11 protein-coding genes are annotated in these 15,969 nt (G+C 42.6%); 9 read left to right on the plus strand and 2 right to left on the minus strand.

Translation table 11 applies throughout. The annotated features are described in order from the left end of the window. Window positions 1-153: 153 nt before the first annotated feature. Window positions 154-2,304 carry a pilin gene (locus CCS90_RS14850; protein WP_133566463.1) on the minus strand — a complete coding sequence of 717 codons (2,151 nt, stop codon included), beginning with the start codon at window positions 2,302-2,304 and terminating at the stop codon, window positions 154-156. A gap of 240 nt (window positions 2,305-2,544) precedes the next feature. Between CCS90_RS14850 and CCS90_RS09095 the strand changes: the two genes are divergently transcribed. The 7 genes from CCS90_RS09095 (at window position 2,545) to CCS90_RS09125 (ending at window position 11,952) form a co-directional block, all read left to right on the plus strand. Continuing rightward, on the plus strand, window positions 2,545-3,090 hold the full coding sequence (locus CCS90_RS09095) for a hypothetical protein (RefSeq protein WP_133566464.1): 546 nt from the start codon (window positions 2,545-2,547) through the stop codon (window positions 3,088-3,090). 191 nt (window positions 3,091-3,281) lie between these two features. Further along, the gene (locus CCS90_RS09100) at window positions 3,282-4,922 is read left to right on the plus strand and encodes a DUF885 domain-containing protein (protein WP_099019222.1); all 1,641 of its coding nucleotides are present in this window, start codon (window positions 3,282-3,284) and stop codon (window positions 4,920-4,922) included. 1 nt (window position 4,923) lies between these two features. Then, complete coding sequence (locus CCS90_RS09105) at window positions 4,924-6,066, plus strand: DUF819 family protein (RefSeq protein WP_211336997.1); 1,143 nt, start codon at window positions 4,924-4,926, stop codon at window positions 6,064-6,066. Window positions 6,067-6,575: 509 nt separating this feature from the next. Next, window positions 6,576-8,531: an acetoacetate--CoA ligase gene (locus CCS90_RS09110; protein WP_099019223.1), complete on the plus strand. Its 1,956-nt coding sequence runs from the start codon at window positions 6,576-6,578 to the stop codon at window positions 8,529-8,531. A 21-nt stretch (window positions 8,532-8,552) separates the two neighbouring features. Next, window positions 8,553-9,506 carry a helix-turn-helix transcriptional regulator gene (locus CCS90_RS09115; protein WP_099019224.1) on the plus strand — a complete coding sequence of 318 codons (954 nt, stop codon included), beginning with the start codon at window positions 8,553-8,555 and terminating at the stop codon, window positions 9,504-9,506. After that, entirely contained in the window at window positions 9,499-11,157 is a 1,659-nt protein-coding gene (locus tag CCS90_RS09120; protein ID WP_099019225.1) for a DUF748 domain-containing protein, read from the plus strand. Before CCS90_RS09115 ends, CCS90_RS09120 begins: the two co-directional genes overlap by 8 nt. Before the next feature lie 153 nt (window positions 11,158-11,310). After that, the gene (locus CCS90_RS09125; protein ID WP_099019226.1) at window positions 11,311-11,952 is read left to right on the plus strand and encodes a LuxR C-terminal-related transcriptional regulator; all 642 of its coding nucleotides are present in this window, start codon (window positions 11,311-11,313) and stop codon (window positions 11,950-11,952) included. Window positions 11,953-12,040: 88 nt separating this feature from the next. Here CCS90_RS09125 and ppnN read toward each other — a convergent pair whose 3' ends face one another. Continuing rightward, window positions 12,041-13,423 carry a nucleotide 5'-monophosphate nucleosidase PpnN gene (gene ppnN, locus CCS90_RS09130; RefSeq protein ID WP_099019227.1) on the minus strand — a complete coding sequence of 461 codons (1,383 nt, stop codon included), beginning with the start codon at window positions 13,421-13,423 and terminating at the stop codon, window positions 12,041-12,043. 433 nt (window positions 13,424-13,856) lie between these two features. Here ppnN and CCS90_RS09135 point away from each other — a divergent pair, with 433 nt between their 5' ends. Next, the gene (locus tag CCS90_RS09135; RefSeq protein WP_099019228.1) at window positions 13,857-14,186 is read left to right on the plus strand and encodes a DUF3301 domain-containing protein; all 330 of its coding nucleotides are present in this window, start codon (window positions 13,857-13,859) and stop codon (window positions 14,184-14,186) included. Window positions 14,187-14,204: 18 nt separating this feature from the next. Next, entirely contained in the window at window positions 14,205-15,959 is a 1,755-nt protein-coding gene (locus CCS90_RS09140) for an ABC transporter ATP-binding protein (RefSeq protein ID WP_099019229.1), read from the plus strand. The last annotated feature ends 10 nt before the right edge of the window (window positions 15,960-15,969 follow it).

The raw sequence follows: 15,969 nt of genomic DNA on the forward strand, positions 1-15,969 counted from the left end.
ATGAATTTAGAACAATCTGAAATACGGCTTAATTGACCCTATATGATGCAAATCAAAAATTCTTAATCAATGACCCATGATGGGAGAAGCAAGCAAGTCGCTGATCAATTATTGTTTAATCAACGACTTGAGTAATCGGCGCTTTATCGTGGTTTATTCATCTCGACAAAAAGCAGGTAGATAGGCTGATTTGATGTTACTGGAACATCGCCATTCAACGTAACCTTCATCGGTCACCGGTTCCAGATAAATAACATCACCCGCTTCAAAACTGGAACCCACATCCGCCAAATCAATCACAATCACCCCTGTGGTTTCATCGATGGAGTAATTCAAATCAGATTCACCCAGCGCTGCTTGTGAACCGGCAAATGACTGATTAACAAACCATTGCTCAGACACGGTGGCTTTGATTTGTCCAGCCATCGCCAATTGTGCGGCCACTTGAGCCCGCACTTCATAATCTCGGTATGCTGGAATGGCATACGCCGCCAAAATACCAACGATGGCTATGGTGGCCATACCCCCTTCGGCGCTCAATACACTTTCAAGCAAGGAATACTCATAACCCACTTTGAAACTGACTTTCTCAGCATCTGAAGACAACACCACATTAATTCGTCCACGGTCTGGTAAGTTCAATTCTTTGGCAGTTGGCAGAGCAAACAAATCCACTTTAACTTGAGCCATGTCACCCAACCCTTGTAACATCAATAAGTAAAAATGGTACAGACTTTGTGGCATGTTTGTCACGTCTTTACCGTAGGCCAAAACAGCTGAATCCCAATGACCGCCTTGATTATTATCCAACCAATCTGAAAGCTTCAAAGGGTTGTCTGTGTTCCTCTTGTCAGCCAAAATTTGAGGCACGGTACTCATGTAATAAACCCCATCTTCTATGTACCAATAAACATGGTCTTTGAACATGTTCATAAAAGCTTTGACCTGTGCCATATCAGGTGATTGATTGACTGAGGACTCCATGAATTTTGCATAAACTGAAAAATGCGCTTGCATGATCTCAACCCCACTTAAGGATTTTTTTTCTGGGTTGATATCAAAAAACGCATACATGCTGTCATTCAGCTTTTGATGTAAAGCCTCATCCTTAATTTTCATTGCCCACCATGAACCTGAGTCATCGGTAACCATATATATCTGCTGGTAATATGCATCAAAGAAATCATATAAATCAAAACCTAATGTTTGCTCAAACTCAAACAATGATTTCATCTCCTTGCGGTCTTTTTCACTGAGCATTTGGTCCAATTTAAAATGGCTGATGGCTTGTTTAACTTGATCAGATGTTGGCAGTGCCATTTGAATCACCGAACGCGGGGTTCCAGCCACATTGACATCGAACCAATCGCTTGCCCTTGGAAGCATCAAACGCCATCCAGCTTCAGGCATCAACACATGCAAAGCCATGGCCGATTGACCTTCGGCAGATTCAGCACCCAACCAAATGTAATCCATTTGATCCAAGCCCAATTGACTGACCAATTTATGCTGTTCAGGTGGCACAAAAGAAGCACCTAATTGATACATTTTTGCTGGCGCCAACCACATTTTTAGATTCAAACCACTGGGATCCGATTGCTGACTGAGCTGTTTGATCGCAATCAATTGGTCAGTTTTCGCCTGCTCCCAAAGGTCAGTCATTTTGGCCAAATTGACACCCATACCTCCGAAAATCAACAACTTACCAGTGGACTGTTCAAAACGCACAAATGCTGGCAATCTATTGGATTGAAAAGACCACTGTGCATCTTGACCCTGACGAAGCAATTCAATAGATGGATCCAGCATCTGCAACACAGCCGTCAATTGCTTGCCCAATTCATCGGCCGTGATGTCATGTAATTTCGTTGCTACCGCCACAGACGGCATCACTGCAGTGGGTGAATCATTAATCACCGCCACTTCAAATGATGTTGCTACATGATCTAACAGCAGAGCAACCATGCCTTTCAGCTCAGCTGGAAGGTATTGATAATAATTGTCTTTCACCCCTTGCTTGATGGCTGCCACTTGATTGACGTGAGCCGACAAGGATTGCACCGCATGTAAGGCATCTGCCTTGGCATCAAATAAATAATTCCACGGTGTGGGCACATTGATATAAGCCAAAGTTTCATCTGGCAAATGATCTCTCAACCAAGCAGTTTTGTGCTGTTCGACCTCATAGGAAGTGTTTACCTTTCTGATTCCTTCGTCAGAAGAATTGATTTGGGTATTATCACAACCGCTGATAAATACCGAAAAGAACAGCCCAACTAAAAGCATTCCTTTTGTTTTGTGCATTTGTCTAGTCCCTGAATTTAAAAAGAGAATTATACGGCTGAGACCAACGCAAGCCCATCAATTTATTCGATTTTTGGTGAAGAGGAACAACCCATAATCAACAAAAGACATTTCGATGACATGTGGCATTTTACCTATTTATTTATACTTGGATGTCATAAATTAAGCGGCAAATTCGAACTTGTTAAATATCCAATCTACATTGATTGGTATTTATTAATCATTGAAAAGGAAAAAATCATGAAAATATTTAAATTTACATTATTGGCATTGCTAGCAATAACAGCCATGAGTGCACAAAGCCAAACCCTAAGACTGGTGGGCTATCAAGGGGAAGTGGTATTAACCAATGGAGCAACATTTGCCGTCAGCGGAGCCACACTGAGCCAATGCGAGGAAGCATTTGATCAGGTCGTTGATGAACAAACGGCTGCTACCGGTGAAGCCGTTTTCTATGGCCGTTCAGGCACTCAACATTGCACCCCCAACTATGTTTACCGTTCACCTTCTGCACCTTCAACCAGCCTCAGTAGTGCAGCCAAAATCATCCCGCAAATACCTGGCCCACCTACATGCCTCAGTTGTCTGGTGTTTGAACACCCCAACTTGATTAAAGACCTGTATCCTGATCACCATCAATTGGTTGAGGATTATGTTAAAACCTATAAAATTGATCAGTACAACAAAGACTTAAGGGATTTACAAAACCAATACCAAGCCAATTTAGCGGCCTTCGAAAAAGACATGTTCGCTTTAGAGGAATACCTCTCAACTAAAGACAAATAAGCAAAACCAAAACAAGGCTCAACCAATCCAGTTGAGCTTTGTTTGTATGTAATAAAACTCATTCAATCATGTCTTAAGCCTTTATCCTGCTAAACACCAACACGGCACAGCCCATTAGATGTCTGCCAGATAATTGGGTAAATCATGTGTGGCTCTGCTATATTATAAGCACTTAATTCAGGCCAATAAAAATGACAAGTAAAATCCTGTTTATGGTGCTATTAATGATTCCATTGGGTGCCAAATCGTCATCAGACTTCAGCCAATTAGAAGCCTTGTTTATCCAATGGCGCGCCTTTGAGGTTGCTCCCTTACATGAATTGGCACCTGATTATCGCCAACAAACTTTTGATAAACGACGAGCAACTTGGGCAGATTTCAAAACCCAATTACTGGCGATGGACAAATCGACTTGGACAGTTCCACAGCAGGTTGATTGGTTTGTGGTGCTGGCAGAACTCAATGGTTATGAATTTAACGATCAAGTATTGAAGCCTTGGGCCAGAGACCCTGCTTTTTACAAGCAGGTTTGGACTTACCAAAGTGACGTACCTGCCCACGAGGGCCCGACCCCTCACTATGTCACTGAACTGTGGACTTACCAGTTTCCATTGAGCACTTCGGCTCAAATCAGGTTGAACAAGGACTTGTCTCGAATCAAACCGTTGCAAAGCCAAGCTCGATTGAATTTAACTGGTAATGCCAAGGAACTTTGGATCGCAGGGATACGTGACATTCAATCACAACACAAAGTCTTGATAGACTTAACACCACAAATTGAAAATGCCCAAAACCCAACATTAAGCAAAACCCACCAACAAGCCATACAATCCACAGCTGAATTTATTGAATGGTTACAAGCACAAAGTCCCAGTAAAACTGGCCCTTCTGGCCTTGGTGTAGATCAGTACACTTGGTATCAACAACACGTACATATGTTACCGATGACCTGGGCAGATGAAGAACGTTTACTGCGACGTGAACTGGACCGAGCGTGGTCATCACTTAAATTAGAAGAACAGCGAAACAAAGATTTACCTGCATTGCAAGCTGCTAAAAATGCCGCAGAATACGACCAACTGGCCAATCGCTCGGCTGAATATTTTTTGAAATTTTTGGATGATAAAAACATCGTCACAGTGGCTGATTATTTCAAACCGGCACTTTACGCCAGATTAGGAAGCTTCGTACCTGAAAAAACCCGCAACTTCTTTTACATTGGTTCGCACTTAGACCCCACACCCTTGTATTCACATTTTTACCATTGGTTTGAATTGGCCATCATGGAACATGATCCAAACCCCAGTATCATCAGAAAGAATGCGTTGTTGTACAACATCTTCGACAGCCGCAATGAAGGCACCGCCACTGCCGTTGAGGAAATCTTTATGCACGCAGGTTTATACGATCACAATCCCAGGACCCGGGAAATTGTATACATCATGCTGGCACAAAGGGCGGCTCGTGGTTTAGGTTCTTTGTACGCCCATGCCAATCAAATGACCATGGAAAAAGCCGGTGAAATCCACATGAACTACACCCCAAGAGGATGGATGAAAACTGAACCCGATTTACTGCTATTTGAACAACACCTGTACTTACGCCAACCTGGCTATGGTACCAGCTATGTCACCGGCAAAGCGCTGCTGGATACCGCCATGGCTCAAAAAGCCAAACTGGACGAAGAACAAGGCAAAGAATTTGTGTTGAAAGACTTCTTTGACCAGCTCAACAGCATGGGTGCCATACCCATCGCGTTAGGTACTTGGGAAATGACCGGTATTAAACCCGACTTTTTGGACGAAGTTGAGGCTGCAGCGAGGAATCAGTAGGATGGAATTCATCTCTGACCCAATTTATGTGTTAACTGTTTTGTGTTTGATGGTCATACTGGCCGTCTATGCCAGTAAAACCAGAATTGGACAGAAATTAGGGGCGGCCTTATTGGTGATACTTTTCACTGCAGTCTTGGCCAATATAAACCTGATACCAACTGCTTCAAACAGCATACCACTGTACAGCGGTATATTTAAATACGTTGCTCCATTGGCCATATTCTTTTTGCTGCTTAAGGTTAATATAACCACCATTAAGCAAGCAGGACTTCCGATGATTGGTCTGTTTTTAGTGGGTTCACTGGCAACGACTTTTGGCGTTCTCATTGCTTGGGTTATCACCTCACCGGAAAATGTTTTTGGGGAGAATGGTAAAATCATTGCTGGCATGCTCACTGGTACCTATACAGGAGGCAGTGTTAATTTCAATGCCGTGGCATTGGAATATGGTTTCCAAGAAAAAGGGGCCTTGTATGCCGGCGTCATCGCGGTAGACAATGTGGTAACCACCTTGTGGATTATGGTCACATTGGCCATGCCTGTGGTACTTAAGAAAATATGGCCAGCTAAAGCCACGTTAAAACAACCAGCACAAACAGAAGATACGGACCAACCGGAAGATGAAAGCATGGATTTAACCGATTTGATGTGGTTGCTTTTTCTTGGACTGGCGGCCTATCTGATCGCTGAACTGATAAAAGTATGGTTACCACAAGTCCCATCGATATTAACCCTATCAACCATTGGTATTTTACTGGCTCAAACGCAATTTGTCGCACGTTTAAAAGGCAGTCATTATTTGGGCCTGTATTTGGTGTATATTTTCTTGGCTGTGATTGGGGCATACTGTGAAATTTCTGCCGTCATTGAACTAAAAAACCTGGGAATGACCTTGTTACTATTTACCGGCTTAGCCGTAGTCTTACACGGACTGATAATGATTTCAGTTGGTGGCTTGTTGTATCGTGATTGGCAAATGATAGCCATTGTCAGTCAAGCCAACATTGGCGGGGGCACCACAGCCCTGGCCTTGGCAGAATCCTTTGATCGCCAAGAACTGGTTTTACCAGCCATACTGGTTGGGTCCCTGGGCAGTGCACTCGGTACCTATTTAGGCTTTTTTGTGATTTATATCCTTTGAATCAGATGGAGCTGATTTTGAAATGACGGCGAATGGGGTGAAGTGCCTGCATTGCCTTGGTCGATTGAGTCAATTGCAGTCAGTAACCAATTGGTAGGCTCAAAGCACTTCGACAAGCTCAGTGTGCTTTTATGATGTGGGTTGTAGACTTTAGACTACCCATAAAACCGAAGGCTTGACCCAAGGTTGGCTGAAGCCAACAACCCAATTATTTTGGTTCAATCCAAGCAAAATCAGGATAATTTATCAAATCACTTAATCAATATGGCTGACCCGCTGGAATGACAAATCTAAGTTATTGATCAAACTTAAGGAGCAAGCCGACCAAGCCTGTCGAAGTCTCTAGCAGGTTGGTATACTCCAATATCAACTCATGCACTTCGACAGGCTCAGTGAACTTACATGTTTTATAGACCCACTTCAGAACAATAAAATTCATCTACATTAAACCCAAAACTCAAATCCAATTGTTGTTAAAATCTAAGCTTTAACTCAGGTACCACGTAAACATGTCAGATCGCATCCTTTGGCAACCTTCTGAAGCCATGTTGGCAAGCAGCCAATTAACTCAATTTACCGACATGTTGAATAAACAGCATGATTTAAATCTCAGTGATTATGCTGAGTTACACGATTATTCAATCACTCATCGAGCCGAATTTTGGCGGGCAGTGATTGATTTTTGTGGGGTGATTTATCATGCTGAGGCCGATACAGACTTGATTGATGAAGGACACATGATTGATGCCCAGTGGTTTAAAGGCATGACACTGAATTTTGCAGAAAATTTGCTTAAACATCAAGGCACTGACGATGCCATTATTTTTGAATCCGAATCTGGCGCAGTGAAGAGGCTAAGCTTTGATCAATTGACCAGTCAAGTATCGCAAGTGCAACAAAAACTGCGTGAATGCAAAGTCGGTGTTGGTGATCGGGTGGCAGGCTTTTTACCCAACCTGGCCGAAACCATTGTGGTGATGTTGGCCACCACCTCTTTGGGTGCTGTCTGGTCTTCAACTTCGCCAGATTTTGGAATCAATGGTGTGGTTGATCGATTTGGCCAAATTGAACCCAAGGTTTTGTTCTCAGTTGATGGCTATGAATACAATGGCAAAACCCATGATTGTTTAGCCAAAGTTGAACAAATAGCGGCGCGAATCGACAGCATTGAACAGACGGTTATTATCAATTTTACTGGCGAAGCAAATAAATTGCCTGCTGGCTGTATTGACTACGATCAATGGTTAGTTGGTACTGATGCCACGGCCACGATTGTATACACACCCGTACCGTTTGACCATCCTTTGTACATCCTGTATTCATCAGGCACCACCGGCAAGCCTAAATGCATCGTACATCGAACCGGTGGAATACTGTTACAACACCTCAAAGAGTTGATGTTACATGCCAATGTGGCCGAAGGCAAAAGGCTGTTTTACTTCACCACTTGTGGTTGGATGATGTGGAACTGGATGACCTCAACATTGGCCACTGGTGCCAGTTTGGTGCTGTTTGATGGATCACCCTTTTATCCAGATGGCAATCGTTTGTTCGATTTAGTGGATCAACATGACATCACCCACTTTGGCACTTCTGCCAAATGGATTTCAGCGGTAGAGAAAGCCGGGATCAAACCGATTGAAACACACCAGCTTGATCAACTTGAAACCATTTTTTCAACCGGATCACCATTGATGCCTGAAAGTTTCGATTTTGTTTATCAACAAGTCAAAGCCGATGTCTGCTTGTCTTCTATCTCTGGCGGTACCGATATATGTTCTTGTTTTGCTTTAGGCAACAGCAACCTCCCAGTGTATTCAGGTCAGCTGCAATGTACGGGTTTAGGCATGGCGGTGAAAATTCTGGACGATAAACAGCAAAGCATCATTGGGGCACCTGGAGAACTGGCTTGTGATCGGGCCTTTCCCTCAATGCCGGTTTATTTTTGGCAAGATCCAAACAATGAAAAATACAAATCCGCTTACTTTGATAAGTACGATAACATTTGGTGTCATTCAGACCGTGCCGAAATCACTGAACAAGGTGGCATGGTTATTTATGGTCGCTCCGACACCACCTTAAACCCTGGTGGGGTGCGCATAGGAACCGCTGAAATCTATCGGCAAGTGGAATCTTTGAATGAAATCACCGAATCAATCGTGGTGGGTCAAGAATGGGAGGAAGACACACGGGTTATCTTGTTTGTGGTGATGCAACCAGGCCATCAATTGGATGATGCCTTGCGCTTAAAAATTTGCCAAACCATCAGAGCGAACACCACACCCAGGCATGTACCAGCCAAAATCATTGCTGTCGATGCCATCCCAAAAACCATCAGTGGAAAAATTGTTGAAATCGCAGTACGGGATGTGATTCATGGTAAAACGGTAGCCAATACCGATGCGCTGGCCAATCCAGAGGCATTGGATCTGTTTAAAAACTTGGCAGAACTACAGCAACAGTGAATTGAGTTAAACTGTACCCTGATGAAAAAAATCGATCGCATATACTTACTGGATAAGATCCTTAAAGAACGGCGCACAGCCGTGGCGATTGATACCCTCAAGGAAAGATTGGAATGTTCTCAAGCCACGGTTTATCGAATCATTGCCACCCTGCGTGATGAATTCAATGCGCCGATTGAGACGGACGAAAACGGAGTATACTATGACCGATCAGCGCAATTTGATTTACCAGGCATCCGTTTAAATGCAGAAGAAACCCAAGGGCTTTTGATGGCGGCCCAATTACTGGAAGATTTACAGTCTGAATCGCTACAAAAACCAATGCAACGCATCCTCGACAACATCGACAAAGTATTGGAACAAAAAGGCATTCAAAATCGACGGATGATTCAAATCATCCCTGCCCTGTCAAGAAAACCCGATCCCAATGTCTTTCAAAAAGCCATGACAGCACTGCAAAATGAAAAAAAACTAAACATCAGCTACCAAACTCGCAACAACAAAAACACCACCCAACGGTTGGTTTCACCTCAAAGATTGACCAGTTATAAGAATGCTTGGTATTTAGATGCCTGGTGCCACCTGAGAAATGGCATCCGTTTGTTTGCCTTAGAACAGATACAAAGCATAGAAAACGACATAGAACGAGCACACAAGGTGCCTGCAGAAGATTTGCGTGCACATTATGCCGAAAGCTATGGTATTTTTTCCGGTCAAGTCAAACACCAAGCTGCCATCAAAATCAACACCGAACAAGCCCCTTGGACGGTGTTTGAGCATTGGCACTCAAAGCAAAAAATGCAGCGATTGAATGACACTCATATGATGTTGCACATTCCCTATAATGATGAAAGGGAATTGATTGCCGATGTGATGCGGTTGGGTACTGCCGCTGAAATCACCGCGCCTGAATCACTGCGATTACAATTTCAGCAGCAATTGGCGCAAATAATGAATCAATATTTAAATGATTAAAAGGCTGTATAAATACACATCTTTTTGGTTGTTACTGATGTTGTTACTTTATTTGTTGTTTGGTTTTTTCTATGCGCCAAAGTTAATTGAAAAACATTTGAATGTTCAAATACAGCAGCACTTGGAGATGCAAGCCGAATGGTCCTCCTTGAAGTTCAATCCAATCACCTTTACCCTCGAATTGTCAGATTTACAACTAACAGATCGTAAACATCAAACATGGTACAGCAGTCAAAAAACTGCCATTAACTTTGACCCCTTCAATTTACTTTGGGGCCAATGGCAGTTCTCAAATCTGATACTGAAGCAACCCAACATCACCTTATCAACCGATGAATCAGGCCAAGTCATCATACCTGCGCTGCCAGAATTTTCAGTAGCCAGCGATCCAGAAGAAAGCATTGATTTGATTATTAACAACATCGAATTAAATCAAGGACTCATGAACCTTCAAGCTGGGAACATCAAAAAAGATTTTGAACTGAACATACAAAACATATCCATCAAACAAAACAAATTCAGCTTGACCGACGAAAACAGTTATTTTGACCTTACGATGACCACTGAAAATGGCGAATCTGTCACATTAAATGGACATTACAACCATGCTCAACAACACCTACAGAGTAAAATCAATTTAAATAATTGGCAAGCCAGCACCCTGAATCAAGCCTTACCGAATGAGCTGATGGTTAACAACCAAAGCGGTCTGATCCAGGCAGAAGGACGAATTGATTGGCCGCTACAACATAAGCCATTGCTCAATTTCAATCACATTCAAATCGACAATTTGGGTTCACTGTGGCATAACTCAATTCAGCTGATTGGGCTGTCAGCCAACATGGAACAACTTGAAATCAATACAGAAACTAAAGAAATCAAAATGGATCGATTCCATTCTGGACAAGCCAGTTGGCAATTGAATTGGCCCTTGGCTTTACCAGATGCATCCAATACACCGTCCTCCACTGAAAATCAATCCACTGTTAAACCATGGTCAGTCAGCATCAAGCAAATTGACATTACAAATTGGCCGATTGAATTGATTGACCGTGAAGTTGCTGCCACCCTGCCAATCAATATAGAATCATTGGCAATCACCTCATTCAACACCCAGTCTGAACCCGTCCTTTTACACAGCATTATTCAGGTTACACAGCATGGCACAATCACCATCAACAGCGAACTTGGCCTGTCGCCACTGTACACAGAAGGAAAATTAAACCTGGAAATGATTCATTTACCGGATTTAGCAAGCTGGATAACTGCACAATCTGGCATGGTTATCACCAAAGGCAGTTTAAGCGGTCAGCAAAATTTTAAATACCATCCAGACAATTTTGAAATCAATGGACATGTAACTGTCATTGATGGCTTCATACAGAACCAGGCTGGGCAAGAAGTTGTCGATTTTGGCCAACTGATGATTGGTGAAACCAGCATCAACAGCACAAACCATACCATCATTTTTGATCAAATCACCTTAGACCATGCCAATGGCCGCATCATCGAGGACAACCATAAAGCCATTGATCCCCAATCATTGGGAAGCAGCGAGGCGATCAATCAAGACAATACAATCGCAGATCATTGGACGATTAAAATCGGTACAATCAAATCCCTAAACACCCCCAACAACGCAGATAATTGAGTTTGAAAATTGGCACTAAACCGGCAAATGATTCAATTGAGGTTAACAATTCAGTGGATCTTTGTCCGCTTTTCAAGATGCTGTGTTAAATCATCCGACTATACCAATCAAACAGGTAGGGAAATGCATTCTTTTTGTGGTTAAAATATCTGGATGAAATCCAAAGGCAGGCCACAACACCAAGACATTTTGACACCAGCAGAGTGGCGTGTTGTGAGTTTGGTGCAACATGGCTTGACCAACCCACAAATGGCTGAACAATTACAAGTCAGCATCAATACAATCAAATACCACATCACCAATGATGTGGAAAAATTGCGCATTCACAGCCATGGACAAGTCAGCAACAAAAAATCCTTACTACACTATTTGGGTGCTCCCAAAGACAGTCCATTTCACCGGAGTCAACACATGAAAAAAGCAACACCTATCCAATCATTGGGACAAATTTCACGCACGGTCAAAAACATCGCACAATCTGAAACTTGGTATAAAGATGTGCTGGGACTCAAGCATTTATACACATACGGTCAACTGGCGTTTTTCGACCTCAATGGCGTTCGGCTTATGCTTTCCGAGGCCGACGACAAGGATTCAACAACCCAATCTGCATCAGTCCTTTATTTCCAAACCGAGGACATTAAATACAGCCACCAGCAGTTAAGCGAAAAAGGCATAACATTCAGTCATGCTCCACACAAAGTCCATGTTCATGATGATGGCACTGAAGAATGGATGGCCTTTTTTAATGATTCGGAGGGACGGCCATTGGGTTTAATGGGACAATACAAATAACCCTGTTGACCTAAATATTAAAGTATAAAAAAACCCAAACATCGGCTTGGGTTTTTTACAGTCAATATTTTTAAAGTAATATTCAATATCACTTCACCACTTCGAACACGGGGGTGTAAGTACTGCCAGGTAACTTCATTCGCTTTTGCGCAATGAACGATTGCAAAAGGTCATCTAATTTTTCCATCAATTCTTTATCACCATTGATTTGGTATACCCCTTTTTCTTTGATTTGCTGCACACCATATTCTTTGACATTTCCGGCCACAATACCAGAAAATGCCCTGCGCAATGAAGCTGAAAGCTCTTCGACGGGGCGGTCCAAATACAAATCCAAAGCCGCCATATTTTCATGTGATGGAATGAATGGGAATTGGAACGAACTGTCAATATGTAAACCCCAGTTAAAGTAATAACTGACTTTATTTTTGGTGCGGTACAATTTCACTTGATCCATACCAGCCATCATTTTAATCGCCACGTCTTCTGGATCATCAATGATGATTTCGTACAATTCGGCCACTTCATCTCCCAAAGCAAATCGAATAAACTCATCAATTTTATGAAAATAATCGGCTGATTCTTTAGGGCCGGTCATGATGAATGGAAACGGTACACCTTGGTTTTTCTGGTTAGATAATATTCCGATCAAATACAAAATTTCTTCCGCTGTACCCACACCACCTGGGAACACGATGATGCCATGACCCAAACGCACAAAAGCCTCCAATCGTTTTTCAATGTCTGGCATGATGACCAAATGATTGACAATTGGGTTAGGGGCTTCAGCAGCGATGATTCCAGGTTCTGTTAAGCCAATGTACCTGCCGTCTTTGATTCTTTGTTTAGAATGGCCCACAGTGGCCCCTTTCATTGGGCCTTTCATGGCACCTGTGCCACAGCCTGTACAGATGTGTGCGCCACGCAAACCCAATTGATACCCAATGTCTTTGGTGTATTGGTATTCAACACGATTGATTGAATGCCCACCCCAACAAACCACTAAATTAGGCTCTGTGCCAAATTGATGCACTTCACCACGACGTAAAATTTCAAACACAAAGTTGGTGATGTCAAATGATTCATCTAAATCATAATTCCCCACACCTTTTTCAGTGCTTTGAAACACAATGTCGCGCAATACTGAGAAGATAGAATCCCTGATACCTGAAATCATTTTACCATCAACAAAGGCTTGAGCAGGTGCGTTAACAAAGCGCAAATGGATACCACGTTCACGTGGAATTAAAGTCACATCAAAATCTGGGTAGCGTTCTAACACCGCCATCGCATCATCTTCTTTGGCATCACAGTTCAAAACGGCCAAACAACATTTTCTGAACAGTTCATGGACGCCGCCTTTACCGACTTCCATCATTTTGTTAACTTCCTCTTGTGACAATAAAGTCATGCCGCCCCTGGCTGCAATGGTGCATTTTTCTATAATTTTCAAATTATTTTCGTTATTCATATTTTTTCCTTTTCTTATTATTATTATATTTCAATCAAACCTTCAGAGTCACCAAAGCAAAATCTCGATTGGTATCAAGACAGCCCCTAAGCACTCAGAAGTGATTCAATGCGGATTTTTCTACCGCGGTCGCCATCATGTGGATGATGGTAACGATTTGACACAATGTTATTTCATGCATGTGTCGTTTTGACTAAAAAGCCAGCAAGAATGCTGGCTTAAGTTAGGTTTGTACCGATTATAACCTTTGTCGATAATAAATTCCAATCACAGCCAGTTTAGCCACTTGTTATCTGAATTATTGCTGATTGTTATTGAATATTGGTCAAGAAACAACATATCAGGTTTTGTCATTCTGAAGTTTGTATCACTTATTTATCTGAAGCCGATACAGACCTCACCTTTTTTATGCTTCAGCTTATACAATATAACCATGTTAGAACTCACATTATTATTGGCCTTTGGTTTACTGGGCTATTATTGGTCCAATCAAGTCAGTGCCTTAGACGCATCCAGGTCGGCAGGCAAACAATTGACTCAACAAAAAGGCTGGGCTTTTCTCGATGATTCACTGATGCAAAAAAGCATTAAACTTAAAACCAGGATGGGAAAAATTGCTCTGATCCGAAAATTTGAATTTGAATTTTCAGACTTGGATGCCAGCCGCTATACTGGAATCATCACCCACCACGGTGGTACCGTCACTGAAATTAAATTTTTTCATGACAATGAAATCGAAACCATCGCATTAACCCGTTATTAAATTAATCTCAGTTTTACTATGACATTATTCAAAGTACTCTCTTATGGTAAAGGCTTCAAAGGCCAGGCCATTTGGGCCAGTGTTTGCTCAATCGTTAACAAGTTGTTCGACATTGCCCCTGAAATTTTAATTGGTATCGCCATTGACGTGGTTATTAATCAAGAAGATTCATTTGTCGCCAATTTGGGCGTTGTTGACCCCAAAGAACAATTGTATTTACTGGGCTTTCTGACATTTTTGATTTGGGCCGGCGAATCCATATTCCAATATTTATACATGAAAAATTGGCGCGAGTTGGCCCAAAAAATTCAACACCGTTTTCGGGTTGATTGTTATGGGCACATCCAACAAATGGACATGCGTTTTTTTGAAGATCAATCCACTGGACGATTGACTTCTATCCTGAACGATGATGTCAATCAATTGGAACGTTTTTTAAACATAGGGGCCAATGACATCTTACAAGTAGTCACTTCGGTGGTTGCTGTAGGTGCTGTGTTCTTTTTGATATCCACCAAACTGGCTCTGTTGGCTTTTTCACCCATTCCGGTGATCATCCTGGGGGCTTTTTATTTTCAACGCAAAGCCGAACCCAGGTACGCAGAAGTGCGGGAGAAGGCCGGGCAAATAGCCAGTGCCATCAACACCAACATTGCTGGCGTGGCAACCATCAAAAGCTTTACCAAAGAACGTCACGAAAAAAAGCGCATCAGCGCCATCAGTGACGAATATGTCATGGCCAACGAATCAGCCATCAAAATTTCGTCGGCTTTCACACCCGTCATCCGCATGGCGATATTGACCGGCTTCCTGGCGACATTTATTGTAGGCGGGTTAGACACACTCAATGGGGATCTGGCAGTGGGTGCCTATGGCGTGCTGGTTTTTTTAACTCAAAGGCTGTTGTGGCCTTTTCGTGACCTGGCCAACACCATGGATCTCTATGAACGCGGTATGGCCTCAGCACGTCGCATATTAGGCTTATTGGATGAACCCATTCACATCAAAGACCATGCACAAGCTGAAAACATCGATTTATCTGGAAACATCGAAATGGAAGATGTCACTTTCAAATATGAATCTCAAACATCAGCCGCCTTAAAACAGATTAATCTAACTATCAAAGCGGGTGAAACCCATGCTTTTGTTGGCCAAACAGGATCAGGTAAAAGTACCGTCATTAAATTACTGATGCGTTACTACCACGCCCAGCAAGGTCAAGTAAAAATGGATGGTGTGTTGATAGAAAATATCAACATCGTCTCCTTGCGCTCGCAGATCGGTTTGGTCTCACAAGCGACTTTTCTATTCAATGCCAGCATCTTTGACAACATACAATATGGCAATGAACAAGCCACAGAAGCTGAAGTCCTCAAAGCGGCCAAATTAGCCGAAGCGCACGAATTCATAGTGAAGCTTGATCAAGGCTACCAAACCACAGTGGGTGAAAGCGGGGTTAAATTATCGGGTGGACAAATTCAGCGCATTGCCTTGGCAAGGGCCTTGTTAAAAAACCCGCCGATATTGATATTGGACGAAGCCACCTCAGCTGTGGACAATGAAACCGAAGCTGCGATTCAACGATCGTTGAAAAAAATTGCCGACGGTCGAACCATTATTTTGATTGCACACCGCTTATCAACCGTGGTGCATGCCGATCAAATTCATGTATTAGAAAATGGTGAATTCATCGAATCAGGCAGCCATGAGACCTTATTGAAAAACCAAGGTCGCTACCATCAATTATGGAGCATCCAGACCGGTGGGGTTTGAGGTTTTAAAC

Origin of the sequence: Marinicella litoralis (genome assembly GCF_002591915.1) — a bacterium.
GTDB lineage: Bacteria > Pseudomonadota > Gammaproteobacteria > Xanthomonadales > Marinicellaceae > Marinicella > Marinicella litoralis.